Raw genomic sequence first — 20,286 nt, 5'->3', positions numbered from 1 at the left:
TCGCCTGGGTTCTGTGATGTTGCTCGCAAAAGTTAGCGCTAACACGAATGATGTTAAAAAATGTGTTAGCGATAACATTTTTGCGCGCGCGGTTTGTCACGCTGAGGCCGGGGTGACATGCTCAGGCCAGCGAAAATCACGCAGCCAATGAGACATGCCCGATTCTGTGGTTTTTAACATGGCACCAATTTGCTTTTGGTTTTAAGCTGCGTGCGGATAAATCGAGCGCTACCCGGAACCAGTAGGGTAGAGACAGGAGAACGCATGACAGAAAAACGACGGCGCAGTACCGGCAAAAGTACGCTGGCCGATGTTGCCCGTTTGGTCGGTGTCAGCGCCATGACGGCGTCGCGCGCTTTGCGTATGCCGGAGAAAGTGTCGCCCGAAATTCGCGCAAGGATCGACGCGGCCGTCGCGGAACTGGCCTATGTGCCCAACGTGCAGGCGCGTAACCTGGCGTCAGCCTCGTCGCGGCTGATCACCATGGTGGTACCATCTTTTGCGACGCCGGGCAGCGCGATTGTGTCAGAGGCGCTGCAGGAGGTGCTGCGGCCGCAGGGCTATAACATGATGCTGGCCGAAGCCAATCATTCGGCGGCGGAGGAGAGCGAGCTGATCGAGATGCTGCTCTCTTACAACCCGGCCGCGATGGTGCACTTCAATTTCGACAATGCCGCCGAAGCGCAGCGCCTGCTGAGCAACTCCGGCCTGCCGGTGATGGACATCGGCGGCGTGCATCAGGATTCTGCCGGCATCAGCATCGGCGTGGACTATGCGAAAGCCATTCGCCAGCTGGTAAACAGCCTGGTGGAGCGCGGCTATCGCTATCCCGGCCTGCTGTGTACACAAACGCACAGCACTATTTTCCGTCAGTTGCTCAATGGCTGGCACAGCGGGATGCTGGCGCTGAATCTGGCACCGCACCGCGTGGTGACCTCACCGAAAATGCCCACCTTTGCCGCCGGCCACAGCCTGCTGGCAGAGATCCGTCTCACCTGGCCGGAACTGGACGTCCTGATCTGTACCAGCGATGAAGTGGCGTGCGGCGCCATCATGGCCTGTCACGCAGCCGGCGTCTCGGTGCCCAGCCAGCTGGCGATTGCCAGCATCGGCGGTGGCCCGCTGGCGGCGGTATGTTCGCCGCCGCTGACCAGCATTGTGCTGCCGTACGAGGAGATGGGGCGCATGGCCGGTAAACGCCTGCTGGCGGCGCTCAACGGCGACGAGCCGCCTGCCATCAATGAGCTGCCGGTGCAGCTTAAGGTGCGCGCCAGTACGCATAAGGTGTAGCCGTGTGTGCGCACCTTTTGCCAGATTGATCAAATCCTTATCATTACTAAGGCATTGATAACCCTTTTCCGGATCATGATTTTAACTATAATGATCCGACTGCTTATGCGGCACACCAGCAAGGTTGTGCTGCCAAACACTAAATGGAGAGGAAGAACATGAGTTATTCACTGCCATCCCTGCCGTACGCCTACGACGCACTGGAACCGCACTTCGACAAGCAGACGATGGAAATCCATCACACTAAACATCACCAGACCTACGTTAACAACGCCAACGCGGCGCTGGAAGGTACCGAATTCGCAAATCTGCCGGTTGATGAACTGATCACCAAACTGGATCAGCTGCCAGCAGACAAAAAAGGCCCACTGCGTAACAACGCTGGCGGCCACGCTAACCACAGCCTGTTCTGGAAAGGCCTGAAAACCGGCACCACGCTGCAGGGCGACCTGAAAGCGGCAATCGAAAAAGATTTCGGTAGCGTTGAGAAATTCCAGGAAGAGTTCGAGAAAGCGGCTGCGACCCGTTTTGGCTCTGGCTGGGCGTGGCTGGTGAAAAAAGGCGACAAGCTGGCGGTCGTTTCAACCGCTAACCAGGACAACCCACTGATGGGCGAAGCCATCGCTGGCGTGTCTGGTTTCCCAATCATCGGTCTGGATGTGTGGGAGCACGCTTACTATCTGAAGTATCAGAACAAGCGCCCTGACTACATCAAAGCGTTCTGGAACGTGGTGAACTGGGACGAAGCAGCGGCACGTTTCGCCTCGGCAAAATAAGTTCTGGCTTACGCTATGTGAATAACCGGTGCCTGCGTGCACCGGTTTTTTTATCACCATCCTAAACCGCAGCTCAACAAACTCCACGTCATGACCAGGCTAAAGTGGTTATTAACGCGCCGTTGATAATTTGGGGCATACAGTAGCCTTCAGTTATCTCGCGACGTAAAAATAATCATGTCTATTATTACACATTCTGAGCCGGACTCCGTTTCGTCGGCCGCGCTGTTTATACCTTTAGTCAGTGGAAAGCTGCGGCCAAATAAGCTGTGGAATAGCCAGCAATTTCGCCTGAAATTTGCCTTAAGGTCAGCGGTGTTTCCACTGACCACCTTTAATTATCTCCATCAGCTGGCCAAACTCTCTTTTCTGCCGCAGCTGTTAAACAGCCAGGGCTTACTGCCGGCTAAGCCGCATCGTCCCTATTTGCGCGCCGGTTTCAGCGTGGCGCAGCGTGCGCAGGCGATTCTCGATCATTATCAATTGATGGATAGGCTGGCGAATAATCAGCTGCGCCAGTTGCTGCTGAGCCCGAGCGGTAATCTCCTTGCCCGTTTCACCGGCAAAAACGAGGAGCAGTTTGCGCTTTATTGCTGCTCCGGCCATTACGACCGGGAAGGGGAAATTACACTGCTGCTCAATTATCAGGATATGACGCTGGCCTCGCTGTCATTCTCTATTATTCAGGAACAGCAGCAGCGCACGCTATTAATTGGAGGCTTGCAGGGGCCGCGGAAACATATTTCCAGTGACGTTATTCGCGATGCCACCAAAGCCGCGCACGGCGTATTTCCTAAGCGTCTGCTGATGGAAGCGGTATTTATTCTGGCGGCACAGTGCGGCGTACAGGCCATTACCGCCGTCGGTGATACCACCCATGTTTTCCGCAGCCTGCGCTACCGTCACAGCAAAGGTGATAAATTCTTTGCCAGCTATAGCGAGTTCTGGCTGTCACTGGGCGGGGAAATGCGGGGTGATGAGCTGTTTACGCTGCCGCTGAGCATGGCACGTAAAGATCTGGAAGAGATTGCCAGCAAGAAGCGCGCGGAGTATCGCCGCCGCTATGCCCTGCTGGATACGCTGGCGCAGCAGGTGCTGCAGGCTGCCGGGGCAGAACGCGACGTGGTCCACGCCGCGTAACGGCAATCAGAACGGCTGCTTTGCGTAGCCGGTCATCACCTTCAGCCCCATCTCGCGTCCCAGCGCGGTCATCGGGTGTACCACCACCAGGCCGCGCACGCTTTTCTTCAGCGCGCCCATGTTCGCCTGCTCTTTTTTGGTGATTTCACGGCTGAACGGCAGCTTTTTCAGCTGCTGGGCTTCTTTGCTCAGCTTCTCTTCGCGCACGTTGCGCAGACGCTCTATCTCCTGCACCAGCGTCTCTTTCTCTTTCAGCAGCGCGCCAAGCTTTTCGGCATCGCCCGCTTCCAGCAGCTGCGGTTCTTTGCGATTCAGCGCGTCCAGCTGGTCGCTGAGACGTTTAATCTCGGCTTTTTCTTGTTCTTTCATTGGGAAAACTCATTAAGGAAAACAGGCAAAGGATACATCAAATCCGCCCGCTTTTGCAGCGCAGCGACAACAGAGGCAACGGGATAATCGGGTACAGCGCGGCGGGCGGGCAAAAAAATACCCAGCGCAAGGCTGGGTATTGACTGGAATTACAGAATGAAGCGGCTGAGATCTTCGTCGGCCACCAGTTCATCCAGATGCTGACCAACGTATTCGGCATCGATGGTGATCGATTCGCCGTTGCGATCGCTGGCGTCGTAGGAGATATCTTCCATCAGGCGCTCCAGCACGGTGTGCAGACGACGTGCACCGATGTTCTCGGTGGTTTCGTTCACCTGCCACGCCGCTTCGGCGATGCGACGAATGCCGTCTTCGGTGAATTCAACGTTAACGCCTTCGGTGCCCATCAGCGCTTTGTACTGTACGGTCACGGACGCGTTCGGCTCGGTCAGGATGCGTTCGAAATCATTGACCGTCAGCGCCTGCAGCTCAACGCGAATCGGCAGACGACCCTGCAGCTCCGGAATCAGATCCGACGGGCTGGCCACCTGGAACGCACCGGAGGCGATAAACAGGATATGGTCGGTTTTGACCATGCCGTGTTTAGTGGACACGGTGCAGCCTTCCACCAGTGGCAGCAGATCGCGCTGTACGCCCTCACGTGACACATCCGGGCCCGACGACTGGCCGCCGCGCTTACAGATTTTGTCGATTTCGTCGATGAACACGATACCGTGCTGTTCAACCGCGTCGATGGCGTCCTGCTTCAGCTCTTCCGGGTTCACCAGCTTGGCCGCTTCTTCTTCAATCAGCAGCTTCATCGCATCTTTGATTTTCAGCTTACGCGGTTTCTGCTTCTGGCCGCCGAGGTTCTGGAACATCGACTGCAGCTGGCTGGTCATCTCTTCCATGCCCGGAGGCGCCATGATTTCAACGCCCATCGGCGCAGCAGCCAGATCGATCTCAATCTCTTTGTCATCCAGCTGGCCTTCGCGCAGTTTTTTGCGGAACGACTGGCGCGCAGCGGACGGCTCAGCGCTCTGCTCCGGCTGGCCCCAGTTGTTTTTCGCTGGCGGGATCAGCACATCCAGAATGCGATCTTCTGCCATCTCTTCAGCGCGGTATTTGTTTTTCTCGATCGCCTGGCTGCGCACCATCTTGATGGCGGAGTCCGTCAAATCGCGAATAATCGAATCCACTTCTTTCCCGACATAGCCGACTTCGGTGAATTTAGTGGCTTCAACTTTGATGAATGGCGCATTGGCCAGCTTCGCCAGACGGCGGGCGATTTCGGTTTTACCGACGCCGGTCGGGCCGATCATCAGGATATTTTTTGGGGTCACTTCATGGCGCAGCTCTTCGTCAAGCTGCATGCGGCGCCAGCGGTTACGCAGCGCAATGGCGACCGCTTTTTTGGCGCCGTCCTGGCCGATGATGAAGCGGTTAAGCTCGCTGACAATCTCGCGTGGAGTCATCTCAGACATGGTTTTGGTCCTTACGCCTTAGACGGTAATTCTTCGTAGTTAATGTTGTGGTTGGTGTAGATGCAGATATCACCGGCGATATTCAGCGCTTTGGCTACGATATCGTGCGCACCCATCTCCGTGTTCTCCAGCAGCGCGCGGGCGGCTGCCTGGGCGTAAGGCCCGCCGGAACCGATGGCAATCAGGTCATTTTCCGGCTGAATCACGTCACCGTTACCGCTGATGATCAGCGAGGAGTTCTCATCGGCAACCGCCAGCAGCGCTTCAAGGCGGCGCAGCATCCGGTCAGTACGCCAGTCTTTCGCCAGTTCGACCGCGGCTTTCACCAGATGGCCCTGATGCATCTCCAGTTTGCGTTCGAACAGTTCAAACAGGGTAAAGGCATCTGCGGTGCCGCCAGCAAAGCCCGCGATCACTTTGTCGTTGTAAAGACGACGCACCTTTTTAACATTGCCTTTCATTACGGTATTGCCGAGCGTCGCCTGGCCATCACCGCCGATCACGACCCGGCCGTTGCGTCGTACACTTACTATTGTTGTCACGGGCAGACCCCTTGTTGCAGTGGAAAAAAGACACCGCGCAGCGGGCGCGGCGTATCATGCAACCAGATATGGGGTAATCCTGTGGGGTTTCAACCCCCGGCAATATCTGATGCTGCAAATTGCCGGGGGCGAGCAGGGAGGGTTAAGGCAGGGCGAGCGGGATACAGCTGCTGTGGCCGGAGCTGTGCAGGCGCTTCACGGTGCTGTCTGCGCTGCTGCGGTCTTTAAACGGCCCAATCACCACGCGATTCCAGCCGCCGCCAGTCGTGATGCGGCTTTCGAAACCTTCAAACGCCAGACCGGCGCGTACCGATTCCGCCTGATCGGTGCCTTTAAACGAGCCACACTGCACCATCCAGCGCTGGGTGCTCGCTTTCTCTTCCGTTTTGGCTTTGGCGCTCTCCTGCGGCTTCGCCGGCTCGCGAGTGATCGGTGCGGCCTGCTGCTGCTGCTGGCGTGCCGCCTGCTGCTGCAATTCCTGCTGGCGTTGCTGCTGCAACTGTTGCTGACGCTGCTGCTGTAACTGCTGCTGCTGACGCTGCAACTGCTGTTGTTGCTGTTGTGCCTGCTGCTGACGCTGCAGCGTTTGCTGGCGCTGAGCCGGGGTTTGTTCGTTCCACGGCACTTCATTCAGCTGGGTCGGCTGCTGGCGCATATCGGCCTGCATCTGCTCCAGCAGCTGACGCTGTTCGTCGGTCAGCTGGGTTTGCGACTTGATTTCGCCACCGGCAGACGGCTCGGTGGGCGACGGCACGGTCACCTGACGATTTTCCAGCTCTTTGATGTACTTCCAGCGCTCTTCCGGCTTCGGCGGCAGGCCATTACCGTTGGCTTTATGATTCGGAATCACCGGTGTTTCTTCTTTTTTGTGATGCGAGATGAACCATAAACCACCGGCAAAGGTCACCAGCACTGCCACGGCCAGTACTATCATCAGCTTTGAAGTGCCGGAGCCGCCTTTGCTTTTCTTGCTGCGGCCTGCGGGTTTTTTGCGACGCGTCCCTGTTGAACGCCCGCGGCCTACGTAATCTCTCTGTGCCACTTTCGTTCTGATACCCTTCAAAAAAATGCCACTGGGCGTGTAAATGGGGTGTTAATTTTGCCCGGCAAGGAATGCGTCATGTTACTCAAGGGCTGGAACTTTGACCAGCACAGTCTGCCTTCAGAATCTGCTGAAAATGCAGGGTTCCCGCATTCATTTTTCGCGTTTTGCTGCCGGTGCAGTACTGCCGCGGACGCGGAGTTCGGCGTCGAGCAGGCGTGAACCGTTGTTGACCCGTTTGCCCTGCAGCTCATCCAGCAGCAGCAGCATCGCTTCGCGGCCAATGGCAAAACGCGGCTGTGCCACGGTGGTCAGGGGCGGATCGTAGTATTGCGCCAGCTCGATATCATCGAAGCCGACCACCGACAGATCCTGCGGAATACGCATTCCCAGCTTACGCGCCTGGTTCATCGCGCCCAGCGCCATCAGATCGCTATGGCAGAACAGGGCTTTCGGCGGCTGCGGCAGGCTCATCAGCTGCTTCAGCGCGCTGGCACCGGCTTCAAAGGTGAAGTCGCCGTGCACAATCAGCGTGGGATCGATGGCGATATTGCTGCGGCGCAGCGCCTGGATGTAGCCCTGCAACCGATACTGGCTGAGCGGGATATGTTCCGGTCCGGTGATGCAGGCGATCTGCCGATGGCCCAGCTGTAACAGATGATTCACCGCTTCAAAGGCCGCGGTCAGGTTATCGATATGCACCGTGGGCAGCGCCATCTCCGGCGCGAACTCGTTGCCCATCACCATGGGCGGCAGATTGCGCTGATCTTCAATGCCGGCGTCAAACGGCAGCTGCGAACCCAGCAGTACCATGCCGTCAATCTGGCGCGTCAGCATCAGGTTAAGGAAGGTTTTCTCCTGCTGATCCTGATGCGCGCAGTCACCAATCAGCACCAGATAGCCTTCCTGCGCGGCGGTCACTTCCACGCCGCGGATAATCTCGCTGAAGAAAGGGTCACAGATGTCCGGCACAATCACCAGAATGGTTTGCGTGTCGCCGCGTTTAGCGTTGCGCGCCAGACCGTGCGGCGCATAGCCGACCGCCTGCACCGCCTGTTCCACTTTCTGCCGGGTCGCGGCGGAGACTTTTTCCGGATTCATCAGCGCGCGCGAAACCGTGGCGGTGGAGACGCCAGCCTGCTCGGCCACATCTTTCATGGTGGCTGCCGATGAGGGTTGCTTCTGATCCAACGTTAACTCCTGACGCGGTACAGCGCATAGATATTCACACATAGCCGGCCCAGAGCCGGGACGGGCACTATTGTTAACCCAACGCCGTGTGAGGTTGTTACTTAATTTGCATAAAAATTGTGACTTGTGCGACTTTTTTCGATCTGACTCGCAGATGTGGCGCGGCTTAACTCTCGGTGGGGTCGATATCCAGCGTCCATTTGACTTTGCGCGCGGCGGGCAGGGTGGTGACCAGCGGCAGTGAACTGCTCAGCAACTGCTGCAGCCGCTTGCGCGACGGATGCTGTAGCAGCAGTTGCCAGCGCCAGCGTCCGCTGCGCTTCGGTGCCAGCGCCGGCACCGGCCCCATCAGCCACATCGCCTCATCTTTGAGCGGGCTGGCTTCCAGCAGGTTACGCAGCTGCGTAAGGAACTCCGCCGCCTGCGCATTATCCAGATCTTCCGCGCGAAACAGTGCGTGGCTGGTCCACGGCGGCAGCTGCACAGACTGGCGCTCCAGCAGCGTCTGATCGGCAAACGCAAAATAGCCGCGATGCAGCAGCGTTTGCAGCAGTGGATGCTCCGGATGGTGCGTCTGCAGTAACACTTCGCCCTGCTTACCGGCGCGGCCGGCGCGGCCGGCGACCTGCGTGTAGAGCTGGGCAAAGCGCTCGGCGGCACGGAAATCGGCGGAAAACAGCGCGCCATCAACATCCAGCAGCGATACCAGCGTCACGTCCGGGAAGTGATGGCCTTTGGCCAGCATCTGCGTGCCGACCAGAATGCGCGCCCCGCCGCGATGCACATCGGCCAGATGCTGTTCCAGCGCGCCTTTGCGGCTGGTGGTATCGCGATCGATGCGCGACACCGGTACGCCAGGAAACAGCGTGCTGAGCTGCTGCTCCAGCTGTTCCGTGCCCACGCCGACCGGCAGCAGATGGGTTGAACCGCAGCCCGGACACTGATGCGGCAGCGGACGCTGGCTGTCGCAGTGGTGACAGCGCAGCTGACGATGCTGCTGATGCAGCGTGTAATAACTGTCGCAGCGCTGACACTCCGCCAGCCAGCCGCAGTCGTGGCACATCAGCGCCGGCGAAAAGCCGCGGCGATTGAGAAACAGCAGAACCTGATTATCCGCCTGCAGGTGCTGGCGCATCTTGCCCAGCAGCGCCGGCGCAAGACCGCCTTTCAGTTGCTGTCCCTTGAGATCGATTAGCTGCTGCAGCGCCGGTTTGGCGTTACCGGCGCGTTTGGTCAGGTTGAGCTGGCGATATTTGCCGACACGCACGTTGTGCAGCGTCTCCAGCGCCGGCGTCGCCGATCCCATCACAATCGGCACATCTTCTTCGTGAGCGCGGAATACCGCCAGATCGCGCGCCTGGTAGCGCCAGCCTTCCTGCTGTTTGTAGGAGCTGTCGTGTTCTTCATCAATGATGATCACGCCCGGCCGCGCCAGCGGTGTGAACAGCGCGGATCGTGTGCCGATGACGATGGCGGTCTCGCCGCTGCGCGCGCGCAACCAGACCGCCAGACGCTCGCTGTCATTGAGCGCCGAGTGCAGCACATCAATCGGCGCATCGAAGCGTTCACGGAAACGGGCGATGGTTTGCGGCGTCAGGCCAATTTCCGGCACCAGTACCAGCGCCTGTTTACCGCGCGCCAGCACATTCTCCAGCACGCTGAGATAGACCTCGGTTTTACCCGATCCGGTAATGCCTGCCAGCAGCCACGCGGCGTAATGTTCGTCCTCACTGCGAATGGCGCCCACCGCCATCGCCTGATCGGTATTCAGTCGCAGCCGTTCACCTTTCACCGCGAAACTGGCGCGCCAGTCGTGCTGCTGTGGCGCATGTTCGCGCAGGTCGCACAGCCCTTTGGCACGCAGTGCCTGGAGCGCGGCATCGGTAAAATCCTGCTCGCCGATCTGATGCCGATACAGCGGCCGCTGACGCAACGCCGCCAGCGCCTGCTGCTGTTTCGGCGCGCGCTTCAGGCTTTCCAGCGCCACTTCGCGTCCGGCGTCGTTGATCACCCACTGCCACAGCGGCGCTTCCTGGGCCGGCTTGCCCTGACGCAGCAGCACCGGCAGCGCATGGCTGAGCACTTCGCCGAGCGGAGAGTGATAGTAACCGGCGGCCCAGTTGAGGATGCGCCACAGCGCCGGCGAAAACAGCGAGCGGTCGTCGAGCAACGCAGCAATCTGTTTCAGCTGGGCAAGGGGGAGATCGCTGGTGGCGCGCGTGCTAACCACGATGCCCGTCATTTTCCGGTTGCCGAACGGCACGCTCACGCGCGCGCCGGCCACCGGCTGCGGCGCATCGGCGGGCAGCAGGTAGTCAAACAGGCGAGGCAGCGGAACGGGCAGGGCAACCTGAACAACGGGCATGTCGATCTCTATCCGGTTCTGTAAAAAGGAGAAGTAGTGTACACGCTGGCGTCACCCCCGTCATACTTCAGCGCGCGGCGGCGCTGGCTGCAGGTGTTTATCCGGAGTGACAGAGCACGGCGCATTGCGCGGATTTGATCAATGCGCTCATTTTCTGTATACTATGTCGCCTTTGATGAGATGACTCGTCAAAGATACACCATTTATTAACCGCGTGTGGTGCTGTGCAGGTTCGCCTGGCACGGAGAGCGACACGGCCTTTTATGAGGTTCTCCCATGAAACAAGGTATTCACCCGAAATACGAAGCTGTGACCATCACCTGCTCTTGCGGCAACGTGATCAACACCCGTTCAACCATGACTGGTACCCTGAACCTGGACGTGTGCGGCAAATGCCACCCGTTCTACACCGGTAAGCAGCGTGTTGTTGACTCTGGTGGTCGTGTTGATCGCTTCAACAAGCGTTTCAGCATCCCGGGCAGCAAGAAATAAGATTATTTGCCGGCGAATCTTCACGATTCGGTTGCAAGAAAAAACCCAGCCTCGGCTGGGTTTTTTTATTTCTGGCCTTAGTATTCCCAACTGTCGGGATCGATGCCCATCTCACGCATAATCTGTTTTGCTTCTTCCGGAATCTCGTCGCTGCGCTCTTTACGCAGATCAACATCATTCGGCAGCGGTTGCCCGGTGAAGGCATGCAAAAAGGCTTCGCACAGCAGTTCGCTGTTGGTGGCGTGACGCAGATTGTTCACCTGACGGCGGGTACGCTCATCCGTTAAAATCTTCAGCACTTTCAGCGGGATAGAAACTGTAATCTTCTTAACCTGCTCGCTCTTCTTACCGTGTTCAGCGTAAGGGCTGATATATTCGCCGTTCCATTCAGCCATGGGTTACCTTAATCAATAAAAAGTTGAATATGGGGAAATCCGTTGATTATGCCCGATTTTTCGATGCCTGACCGCTTAAACTGCCGGTTTTATGCTTACACATCGCGTTTCACAGGAAAGCGCGCTGAACACCAGGCGATGACGCGTAATTTTAGCGGGTATTGCGGCTTTGCTCAATCTATACGCAAAGACATTTAGATGTCCAGATGTATTGACGTCCAGTTGCGGAATGTTATTCTGTTGCCACTTTTTTATTACACTTCAGGAACAGTAAGCACCATGACGCGTAAACAGGCAACCATCGCAGTACGCAGCGGTTTGAATGATGACGAGCAATATGGCTGCGTTGTCCCACCGATTCACCTCTCCAGCACCTATAACTTCCTCGATTTCAACGAGCCGCGCGCGCATGACTATTCACGCCGTGGTAACCCGACGCGCGATGTGGTCCAGCGCGCGCTGGCTGAGCTGGAAGGGGGCGCGGGCGCGGTGCTGACCAACACCGGGATGTCGGCGATTCATCTGGTGACGACGGTGTTCCTGAAGCCAGGCGATCTGCTGGTGGCGCCGCACGACTGCTACGGCGGCAGCTATCGTCTGTTTGACAGCCTGAGCAAGCGCGGTGCTTACCGCGTGAAGTTTGTCGATCAGGGCGATGAAGCGGCGCTGGCGGCGGCGCTGGCGGAAAAGCCAAAGCTGGTGCTGGTCGAAAGCCCGAGCAATCCGCTGCTGCGCGTGGTGGACATTGCGGCCATCTGCGCCGCCGCGCGTGCTGCCGGTGCGGTGAGCGTAGTGGACAACACCTTCCTCAGCCCGGCGCTGCAGAACCCGCTGGCGCTGGGTGCCGATCTGGTGATCCACTCCTGCACCAAATACCTGAACGGTCACTCGGACGTGGTGGCCGGTGCGGTTATCGCTAAAGATCCGGCGCTGGTCACGGAACTCGCCTGGTGGGCGAATAACATTGGCGTCACCGGCGCGGCGTTTGACAGCTATCTGCTGCTGCGCGGCCTGCGCACCCTGGCACCGCGCATGGCGGCGGCGCAGCGTAACGCACTGGCGATTGTTGATTACCTGAAGCAACAACCGCTGGTGAAAAAGCTGTATCATCCGTCTCTGCCAGAGAACGCCGGACACCAGTTTGCCGCGCGTCAGCAGCGCGGTTTTGGCGCCATGCTCAGTTTTGAACTCGACGCCGATGAGGCGCGGCTGCGCCGCTTCCTGAAAGCGCTGCAGCTGTTTACGCTGGCGGAATCGCTGGGCGGCGTGGAAAGTCTGATTTCGCACACCGCCACCATGACGCACGCCGGCATGTCGGCGGACGCGCGTGCCGCAGCGGGCATTTCCGACTCGCTGCTGCGTATTTCTGTCGGAATTGAAGATCACGAAGATTTAATCGCCGACCTGGATAATGCATTCAGGATCGCAGCCGAGGGGTAACCATGACGATTTCAGCAGGCGCGGGAACGCCGATCAAGCAGTTGCATAAATTTGGTGGCAGTAGCCTGGCCGACGCGCGCTGTTATCAGCGCGTCGCCGGTATCATGGCCGATTACAGCCAGCCGGGCGACTTAATGGTGGTCTCTGCCGCAGGCAGCACCACTAACCAGCTGATTAGCTGGCTCAAGCTGAGCCAGAGCGATCGCTTATCGGCCCATCAGGTGCAACAGGCGTTACGCCGTTTTCACAGCGAGCTGATCGCTGCACTGCTGCCTGCTGAATATGCAGAAACCCTGACCGCAGCCTTCATCCGCGATCTTGAACGCCTGGCTGCGCTGCTCGACGGCGCCATCACCGATGCGGTGTACGCCGAAGTGGTCGGCCACGGCGAAATCTGGTCGGCGCGCCTGATGGCGGCGGTGCTCAGCCAGCGTGATATCGAAGCGGCGTGGCTGGATGCACGCGACTTTCTGCGTGCCGAACGTGCGGCACAGCCGCAGGTAGATGAAGGCAAATCCTGGCCGCTGCTGCAGGCGCTGCTGGCGCAGCATCCGCATAAGCGTCTGGTGGTGACGGGTTTTATCAGCCGCAGCGAAGCGGGCGAAACCGTACTGCTCGGCCGTAACGGCTCTGACTACTCGGCAACGCAGATTGGCGCGCTGGCAGGCGTGAACCGCGTCACCATCTGGAGCGACGTGGCTGGCGTTTACAGCGCGGACCCGCGTAAGGTCTCCGATGCCTGCCTGCTGCCGCTGCTGCGGCTGGATGAGGCCAGCGAGCTGGCCCGACTGGCGGCGCCGGTGCTGCACACGCGTACGCTGCAGCCGGTCTCCAACAGCGACATCGATTTACAGCTGCGCTGCAGCTATCAGCCGGAGCAGGGCTCAACGCGCATTGAGCGCGTGCTGGCGTCCGGCACCGGCGCGCGCATTGTCACCAGCCACGACGATGTCTGCCTGGTTGAGATTCAGATTCCTGATAGCCACGATTTTGCCACCCAGCAGAAAGAGATCGATCTGCTGCTGAAGCGCGCGCAGCTGCGTCCGCTGGCGATGGGTATCCATCCGGATCGTCGCCTGCTGCAGCTGTGTTACACCTCGGAAGTGGTCAACAGCGCCTTCAACCTGCTGCAGGACGCGGCGCTGCCCGGTCATCTGCAGCTGCGCGACGGTCTGGCGCTGGTGGCGCTGGTCGGTGCTGGCGTAACGCGTAATCCGCTGCACAGCCATCGCTTCTGGCAGCAGATCAAAGACCAGCCGGTCGAATTCGTCTGGCAGTCAGAAGATCACATCAGCCTGGTGGCGGTGCTGCGCGTCGGACCGACCCAGCACCTGATTCAGGGACTGCACCAGTCGCTGTTCCGCGCCGAGAAGCGCATCGGCCTGATCCTGTTTGGCAAAGGCAATATCGGTTCACGCTGGCTGGAGCTGTTCGCGCGCGAGCAGGAGACGCTGTCGGCGCGTACCGGGTTTGAATTTGTGCTGGCGGGCGTGGCGGACAGTAGCCGCAGCCTGCTGAGCTATGACGGTCTCGACGCCAGCCGGGCGCTGGCCTTCTTTGATGATGAAGCCGAAGCGCGCGACGAAGAGTCGCTGTTCCTGTGGATGCGCGCGCACCCGTTTGACGATCTGGTGGTGCTCGACGTCACCGCCAGTGATTCGCTGGCGCAGCAGTATCACGATTTTGCCAGCCACGGCTTCCACGTCATCAGCGCCAACAAAGTGGCCGGCGCTGCCAGCGGCCAGAGCTGGCGTCAGGTACGCGATGCCTTCGCCAAAACCGGTCGCCACTGGCTGTATAACGCGACCGTGGGTGCCGGATTGCCGGTCAATCATACGGTGCGCGACCTGCGTGAAAGCGGCGACAGCATTCTGGCGATCAGCGGTATCTTCTCCGGCACCCTGTCGTGGCTGTTCCTGCAGTTTGACGGCACGGTGCCGTTCAGCGAGCTGGTCGATCAGGCGTGGCAGCAGGGCTTAACCGAGCCCGACCCGCGCGTCGATCTCTCCGGTCAGGATGTGATGCGCAAACTGGTGATTCTGGCGCGCGAAGCCGGTTACGATATCGAGCCGGATCAGGTGCGGGTTGAATCACTGGTGCCGTCACAGTGCGAAGGTGAATCCATCGACCACTTCTTTGAAAACGCCGACGAGCTGAACGAGCAGATGCTGCAGCGCTTCGAAGCCGCACAGGAGATGGGGCTGGTGCTGCGCTACGTGGCGCGTTTCGATGCCAACGGTAAAGCGCGCGTTGGCGTGGAAGCGGTGCGTCCGGAGCATCCGCTGGCGGCGCTGCTGCCGTGCGATAACGTGTTTGCCATCGAAAGCCGCTGGTATCGCGACAATCCGCTGGTGATCCGCGGGCCAGGTGCCGGCCGGGATGTCACCGCCGGTGCGCTACAGTCTGATATCAATCGTCTCGCCCAACTGCTGTAAACCTGCTGCGCAGACGGCGTCCGCTGTCTGCGTTTTTTCCTCTGCTTCCCCCGTCAGGTGAATCCCTTTCACTTTGGTTGAATATTTGTCACGCCCGGCAAGCAATTTTATGTTGACGCTAAGCTGAAGATCGTTCATTTTGTGCATCTGGACGTCTAAACGTATGGATGTTCGCGGTTCGCAAATTAATCGATATGTGATGATGAGGTAACAGGATGAGTTTCTTTCATGCCAATCAGCGCGAAGCGCTGAACCAGAGCCTGGCTGAGCTGAACGGGCAAATTAATGTCTCTTTTGAGTTTTTCCCGCCCCGCACCAGCGAAATGGAAGCAACCCTGTGGAACTCAATCGACCGCCTGAGCAGCCTGAAACCCAAATTCGTCTCGGTCACTTACGGAGCCAACTCCGGCGAGCGCGATCGCACTCACAGCATCATCAAAGACATTAAAGAGCGCACCGGACTGGAAGCGGCACCGCACCTCACCTGTATTGATGCGACGCGTGATGAACTGCGCGCCATTGCGCGTGACTACTGGAATAACGGCATTCGTCATATCGTGGCGCTGCGCGGCGATTTACCACCGGGCGGCGGCAAACCAGACATGTACGGCAGCGATCTGGTGTCGCTGCTGAAAGAGGTCGGTGATTTCGACATCTCGGTAGCGGCCTATCCCGAAGTGCATCCGGAAGCGAAGAGTGCGCAGGCAGATCTGATCAACCTGAAGCGAAAAATTGATGCCGGCGCCAGTCGCGCGATCACCCAGTTTTTCTTCGATGTGGAGAGCTATCTGCGCTTTCGCGATCGCTGCGTGGCCACCGGTATCGACGTGGAGATCGTGCCGGGCATTCTGCCGGTCTCCAACTTTAAACAGCTGCAGCGTTTCGCCACCATGACCAACGTGCGCGTACCGGGCTGGATGAACGCCATGTTTGACGGGCTGGATGATGATGCGGAAACGCGCAAAATGGTCGGTGCCAACATCGCCATGGACATGGTGAAAATCCTGTCGCGCGAAGGGGTGAAGGACTTTCATTTTTACACGCTGAACCGCGCCGAGATGAGCTACGCCATCTGCCACACGCTGGGTGTTCGCCCGACGCTGGCGGCATAAGCGTGAAAGGATAAAAAAGAGAAGGGGGCCTCAGGGCCCCCTTCTTGCTGTGATGCGTGATGCGCTGCCAGCCGTTAGCCAGTGTTACGCATGCCGGCCGCGACGCCAGCGATAGTGACCATCAGCGCCTGTTCTACGCGCGCATCAGGTTCATCGCCGCGCTCTTCCTGCGCACGCGCACGCTGCAGCAGTTCCGCCTGCAGCACGTTGAGCGGATCGGTGTAGACGTTACGCAGCGCGATGGATTCGGCGATCCACGGCTGGTCCGCCATCAGATGCGCATCATTCGCGATGGTCAGCACCGCTTTGATGTCGGCATCGAGCTGATCGCGCAGCTGTTTGCCGAGCGGCCACAGCGATTTATCCACCAGACGCTGATCGTAATACTCCGCCAGCCACAGGTCAGCCTTCGAGAACACCATCTCCAGCATGCCGAGACGCGTAGCGAAGAACGGCCATTCGCTGCACATGGTTTCCAGCTGATCCTGATGGCCTTCGTCCATCGCTTTCTGCAGCGCCGCGCCGGCACCCAGCCACGCCGGCAGCATCAGGCGGTTCTGCGTCCAGGCGAAGATCCACGGAATGGCGCGCAGCGACTCAACGCCGCCGGTCGGACGCCGTTTCGCCGGGCGCGATCCGAGCGGCAGTTTACCCAGCTCCTGCTCTGGCGTCGCCGAGCGGAAGTAGGGTACGAAGTCCGGATTTTCACGCACATAGCCACGGTACATGGCGCACGAATAGGCTGACAGGCCGTTCATGATCTCCTGCCATTCGCGTTTTGGCTCTGGCGGTGGCAGCAGGTTGGCTTCCAGAATCGCCCCGGTGTAAAGCGACAGGCTGGCGATGGTGACTTCCGGCAGGCCATATTTGAAGCGAATCATTTCGCCCTGTTCGGTCACGCGCAGGCCGCCTTTCAGGCTGCCCGGCGGCTGTGACAGCAGAGCTGCATGCGCCGGTGCGCCACCGCGGCCAATCGAACCGCCGCGTCCGTGGAACAGCGTCAGGGTAATGCCGGCTTTGTCGCAGGTTTTAATCAGCGCATCCTGGGCCTGATATTGCGCCCAGCTGGCTGCCATCACGCCGGCATCTTTTGCCGAGTCGGAATAGCCAATCATCACCATCTGCTTGCCGTTGATGAAGCCGCGATACCAGTCGATATTCAGCAGCTGGCTCATCACGTCATTGGCGTTGTTGAGGTCGTCGAGGGTTTCAAACAGCGGCGCCACCGGCATTGCGTAAGGGATGCCGGCCTCTTTCAGCAGCAGGTGCACCGCCAGCACGTCAGACGGCGTTTTGGCCATCGAAATCACATAGGCGGCAATCGAACCCTGCGGCGCTTCTGCCGCCACTTTGCAGGTATCCAGCACTTCACGCGTGTTGTCGCTGGGCTCCCACTGCCGCGGCAGCAGCGGCCGCTTGGAATTCAGTTCACGGATCAGGAACGCCTGCTTGTCGGCTTCTGACCAGCTTTCGTAGTCGCCCAGTCCGAGATAGCGCGTCACTTCGGCAATCGCTTCGGTGTGGCGGGTGCTCTCCTGACGGATATCGATACGCACCAGCGGCACGCCGAAGCACTTCACGCGGCGCAGCGTATCCAGCAGCTGGCCGTTGGCGATGATGCCCATGCCGCACTGCTGCAGCGACTGGTAAATAGCAAACAGCGGCTGCCACAGCTGATCGTTAGAAACCAGCAGATCGGCCGGACGCGGCAGGCGCTCGCCCTTCAGGCGGCGCTCCAGATAGCTCTGGGTGCTCATCAGCTGGCTGCGGATACGTTTCAGAATTACACGATACGGCTCCAGCGCCTCCGCATCGCCACACAGTTCGCGCACTTCGTCGCTGCACTCGGACATCGACAGCTCGGACACCAGCACGCCGATGTCGCGCAGGAACAGGTCGGCGGCTTTCCAGCGGCTTAGCTGCATTACGTGGCGGGTAATCGGTGCGGTGACGTTCGGGTTACCGTCACGGTCGCCGCCCATCCACGAGGTAAATTTGATGGGCACGAAATCCACCGGCAGCTGGATGCCGAAGCTCTCTTCCACCTGCTGGTTCAGCTCGCGCAGAAACGCCGGCACGCCTTCCCACAGGCTGTTCTCCACCACCGCGAAGCCCCATTTGGCTTCATCTACCGGCGTCGGGCGATATTTACGGATCTCATCGGTGTGCCACGCCTGCGCCACCAGCTGACGCAGACGGCGCATGACCTGGTTGCGTTCGTAGTCGGTGATGTCACTGTGGTCGAGCTGCTGCAGACAGCTGTTCACTTCGCCCAGCTTGTGGATCAGCGTGCGGCGGGTAATTTCGGTCGGGTGGGCGGTGAGCACCAGCTCCAGCGACAGCTCCTCAATCGCCTGGCGGATGGCCGGCTCGCTGAGATCGCTCTGCTGCTTCAGGCGCTCGAAGGTTTTTTTCAGCAGCTCCGGATGGTTAGCACCGTCGCCGCTGCGCGAAATGGTTTGATACTGTTCTGCCACGTTGGTGAGGTTAAGGAACTGGCTGAACGCGCGCGCCACCGGCAGCAGCTCGTCGTTAGACAGGTTTTGCAGCGTGGAGAGCAGTTCCTTACGATGAGTGTCATTTCCTGCACGGGATGACTTAGAGAGCTTGCGGATGGTCTCCACCCGATCGAGGATGTTCTCTCCCAGTGCATCCTTTATCGTATCCCCGAGCAGTTTGCCGAGCATACTGACATTACTTCGCATTGCGGAATATTGTTCGTTCATGTGACCCTGACACCCTTATCGTCTTAAATATAAAACCTCTATACCCAACGGGCATAACATCGTCTTTTATCTAGCCACGGTTCTTCCTGTTCGTCAATTGACTTAAATTGCCGGTATCGTGCTGCTAACTATCGGAAATTCATCGAATTTAATTGACAGGAGGTGGGATAAGTTATTCTTATTATCAAATCCCGGATAATGACGGGGCAATTTGCTGATTTCGCAGTGAAATGCCCCATCTTTTAATCATCAATGGCAAAAATGCTGCACAACCTGAGTGATAAGCGCATGAGTCGGCTTAATAAATGCGGTATCAATAAACTCGTCTGGCTGATGCGCCTGATTGATGGATCCAGGCCCTAACACCAGCGTCGGGCACAACTGCTGGATAAACGGCGCTTCGGTGCAGTAATTCACCACTTCTGTCGGCACCCCCAGCAGCTTCTCCACCACCTTCACCAGTTCATGATCGGCCGGGCATTCGTAGCCGGGAATCGGCGGATGCAGCTCACCGACAGTCAGACGGCCCGGCCAGCGCGCGCTCACCGGTGCCAGCGCTTCATTGAGTAAACCGTCGAGATCGCTCAGCGTCAGTCCCGGCAGCGGACGGATATCCATATGCAGCTCACAGCAGGCGCAGATGCGGTTCGCCGCGTCGCCGCCGTGGATATGGCCAAAGTTCATGGTCGGATACGGAATGGCGAAGCCGTCGTGGTGATAGCGCTCTTTCAGCGTATTACGCAGCTGCATCAGCTGAGTAATGGATTCATGCATCAGCTCGATAGCGTTCACGCCGCGCGCCGGATCGCTGGAATGACCGGACTGACCCTGAATGCGGATGGCGTGCGACAGATGGCCTTTGTGGGCGCGCACCGGTTTCAGCGACGTCGGTTCGCCGATGATGGCGCAGTCCGGCCGCAGCTGGGTCGATTCAGAGAAGTATTTCGCGCCGGCCATCGTGGTCTCTTCATCGGCGGTGGCAAGGATGTACAGCGGTTTGCTGAGCTTCGTCACGTCAACGTCACGCAGCGCATCAAGAATAAAGGCAAAGAAGCCTTTCATGTCGGCGGTGCCTAAGCCGTACAGCTTGTTGTCGTGTTCGGTCAGGGTGAAGGGATCGCGCGTCCAGCGGCCGTCGTCATACGGCACGGTGTCGGTATGGCCCGCCAGCAGCAGGCCACCTGCGCCGCTGCCGCTGCGCGCCAGCAGGTTGAATTTGTGGCGCGTACCCGGCACCGGCTGGACTTCCACGCTGAAGCCGAGATCGCGGAACCAGCCCGCCAGCAAATTGATTAAAGTTTCATTGCTCTGATCCAGCGCGCTGTCGGTGGCGCTGATCGACGGTGTTGCAATCAGCTGGCGGTAGAGTTCGATAAAAGGTGGAATTTTTGTCTTCACTGTTGACGGTCCCTGGGTTAGGATGTATCAATATTAATGCATTAATAGTGAATAAAAATACATTAACGTCGTCTGCATGTGAACTGAAA

General features: G+C 58.7%; 16 protein-coding genes. 7 read left to right on the top strand and 9 right to left on the bottom strand.

The window, feature by feature from the left end; genetic code table 11:
* Window positions 1-264: 264 nt before the first annotated feature.
* The 3 genes from C1Y42_RS21195 to C1Y42_RS21185 all read left to right on the top strand — a co-directional run bounded on the left by C1Y42_RS21195 (window position 265) and on the right by C1Y42_RS21185 (window position 3,206).
* Entirely contained in the window at window positions 265-1,290 is a 1,026-nt protein-coding gene (locus C1Y42_RS21195) for a LacI family DNA-binding transcriptional regulator (protein WP_104094286.1), read from the top strand.
* A 158-nt stretch (window positions 1,291-1,448) separates the two neighbouring features.
* The gene (gene sodA / locus C1Y42_RS21190; protein WP_021506845.1) at window positions 1,449-2,066 is read left to right on the top strand and encodes a superoxide dismutase [Mn]; all 618 of its coding nucleotides are present in this window, start codon (window positions 1,449-1,451) and stop codon (window positions 2,064-2,066) included.
* Between the two features lie 177 nt (window positions 2,067-2,243).
* A complete protein-coding gene (locus tag C1Y42_RS21185) occupies window positions 2,244-3,206 on the top strand; it encodes a VirK/YbjX family protein (protein WP_104094285.1) in 963 nt (320 codons plus the stop codon).
* 6 nt (window positions 3,207-3,212) lie between these two features.
* Here the strand turns inward: C1Y42_RS21185 and C1Y42_RS21180 are convergent, their stop codons facing one another.
* From C1Y42_RS21180 to priA, 6 genes are all read right to left on the bottom strand, one after another.
* Entirely contained in the window at window positions 3,213-3,575 is a 363-nt protein-coding gene (locus C1Y42_RS21180; RefSeq protein WP_021506843.1) for a YibL family ribosome-associated protein, read from the bottom strand.
* A 149-nt stretch (window positions 3,576-3,724) separates the two neighbouring features.
* Entirely contained in the window at window positions 3,725-5,059 is a 1,335-nt protein-coding gene (gene hslU, locus C1Y42_RS21175; protein WP_058758145.1) for an HslU--HslV peptidase ATPase subunit, read from the bottom strand.
* An 11-nt stretch (window positions 5,060-5,070) separates the two neighbouring features.
* Window positions 5,071-5,601 carry an ATP-dependent protease subunit HslV gene (gene hslV / locus C1Y42_RS21170; protein ID WP_031279590.1) on the bottom strand — a complete coding sequence of 177 codons (531 nt, stop codon included), beginning with the start codon at window positions 5,599-5,601 and terminating at the stop codon, window positions 5,071-5,073.
* A 142-nt stretch (window positions 5,602-5,743) separates the two neighbouring features.
* Window positions 5,744-6,643, bottom strand: a complete 900-nt coding sequence (gene ftsN / locus C1Y42_RS21165) for a cell division protein FtsN (protein ID WP_072208558.1) — start codon at window positions 6,641-6,643, stop codon at window positions 5,744-5,746.
* A gap of 153 nt (window positions 6,644-6,796) precedes the next feature.
* Entirely contained in the window at window positions 6,797-7,876 is a 1,080-nt protein-coding gene (gene cytR / locus C1Y42_RS21160) for a DNA-binding transcriptional regulator CytR (RefSeq protein WP_370445720.1), read from the bottom strand.
* A 124-nt stretch (window positions 7,877-8,000) separates the two neighbouring features.
* Complete coding sequence (priA, locus tag C1Y42_RS21155) at window positions 8,001-10,199, bottom strand: primosomal protein N' (RefSeq protein ID WP_104094284.1); 2,199 nt, start codon at window positions 10,197-10,199, stop codon at window positions 8,001-8,003.
* Window positions 10,200-10,475: 276 nt separating this feature from the next.
* On the opposite strand from priA, the gene rpmE reads away from it, so the two are divergent.
* Window positions 10,476-10,691 carry a 50S ribosomal protein L31 gene (rpmE, locus tag C1Y42_RS21150; protein WP_021506837.1) on the top strand — a complete coding sequence of 72 codons (216 nt, stop codon included), beginning with the start codon at window positions 10,476-10,478 and terminating at the stop codon, window positions 10,689-10,691.
* 77 nt (window positions 10,692-10,768) lie between these two features.
* On the opposite strand, the gene metJ is transcribed toward rpmE, so the two are convergent.
* Window positions 10,769-11,086 (bottom strand): met regulon transcriptional regulator MetJ, encoded by a 318-nt coding sequence (gene metJ, locus C1Y42_RS21145; protein ID WP_007885403.1) that lies wholly within the window; start codon window positions 11,084-11,086, stop codon window positions 10,769-10,771.
* Between the two features lie 279 nt (window positions 11,087-11,365).
* On the opposite strand from metJ, the gene metB reads away from it, so the two are divergent.
* From metB to metF, 3 genes are all read left to right on the top strand, one after another.
* A complete protein-coding gene (gene metB, locus C1Y42_RS21140) occupies window positions 11,366-12,526 on the top strand; it encodes a cystathionine gamma-synthase (RefSeq protein WP_021506836.1) in 1,161 nt (386 codons plus the stop codon).
* 2 nt (window positions 12,527-12,528) lie between these two features.
* Window positions 12,529-14,961: a bifunctional aspartate kinase/homoserine dehydrogenase II gene (locus tag C1Y42_RS21135; protein ID WP_021506835.1), complete on the top strand. Its 2,433-nt coding sequence runs from the start codon at window positions 12,529-12,531 to the stop codon at window positions 14,959-14,961.
* 215 nt (window positions 14,962-15,176) lie between these two features.
* Window positions 15,177-16,073, top strand: coding sequence for a methylenetetrahydrofolate reductase (gene metF, locus C1Y42_RS21130; RefSeq protein WP_104094283.1), 897 nt, complete (start codon window positions 15,177-15,179; stop codon window positions 16,071-16,073).
* Window positions 16,074-16,147: 74 nt separating this feature from the next.
* On the opposite strand, the gene ppc is transcribed toward metF, so the two are convergent.
* Window positions 16,148-18,799, bottom strand: coding sequence for a phosphoenolpyruvate carboxylase (gene ppc / locus C1Y42_RS21125; RefSeq protein ID WP_031279588.1), 2,652 nt, complete (start codon window positions 18,797-18,799; stop codon window positions 16,148-16,150).
* A gap of 249 nt (window positions 18,800-19,048) precedes the next feature.
* Window positions 19,049-20,197 carry an acetylornithine deacetylase gene (gene argE, locus C1Y42_RS21120; RefSeq protein WP_021506832.1) on the bottom strand — a complete coding sequence of 383 codons (1,149 nt, stop codon included), beginning with the start codon at window positions 20,195-20,197 and terminating at the stop codon, window positions 19,049-19,051.
* Window positions 20,198-20,286 lie beyond the last annotated feature (89 nt).

Source organism: Pantoea sp. ICBG 985 (genome assembly GCF_002928365.1).
GTDB classification, from domain to species: Bacteria; Pseudomonadota; Gammaproteobacteria; order Enterobacterales; family Enterobacteriaceae; genus Pantoea; species Pantoea dispersa.
The sequence above is the reverse complement of the archived record's forward strand: the minus strand, read 5'-3'. Positions and strand labels throughout refer to the sequence as shown.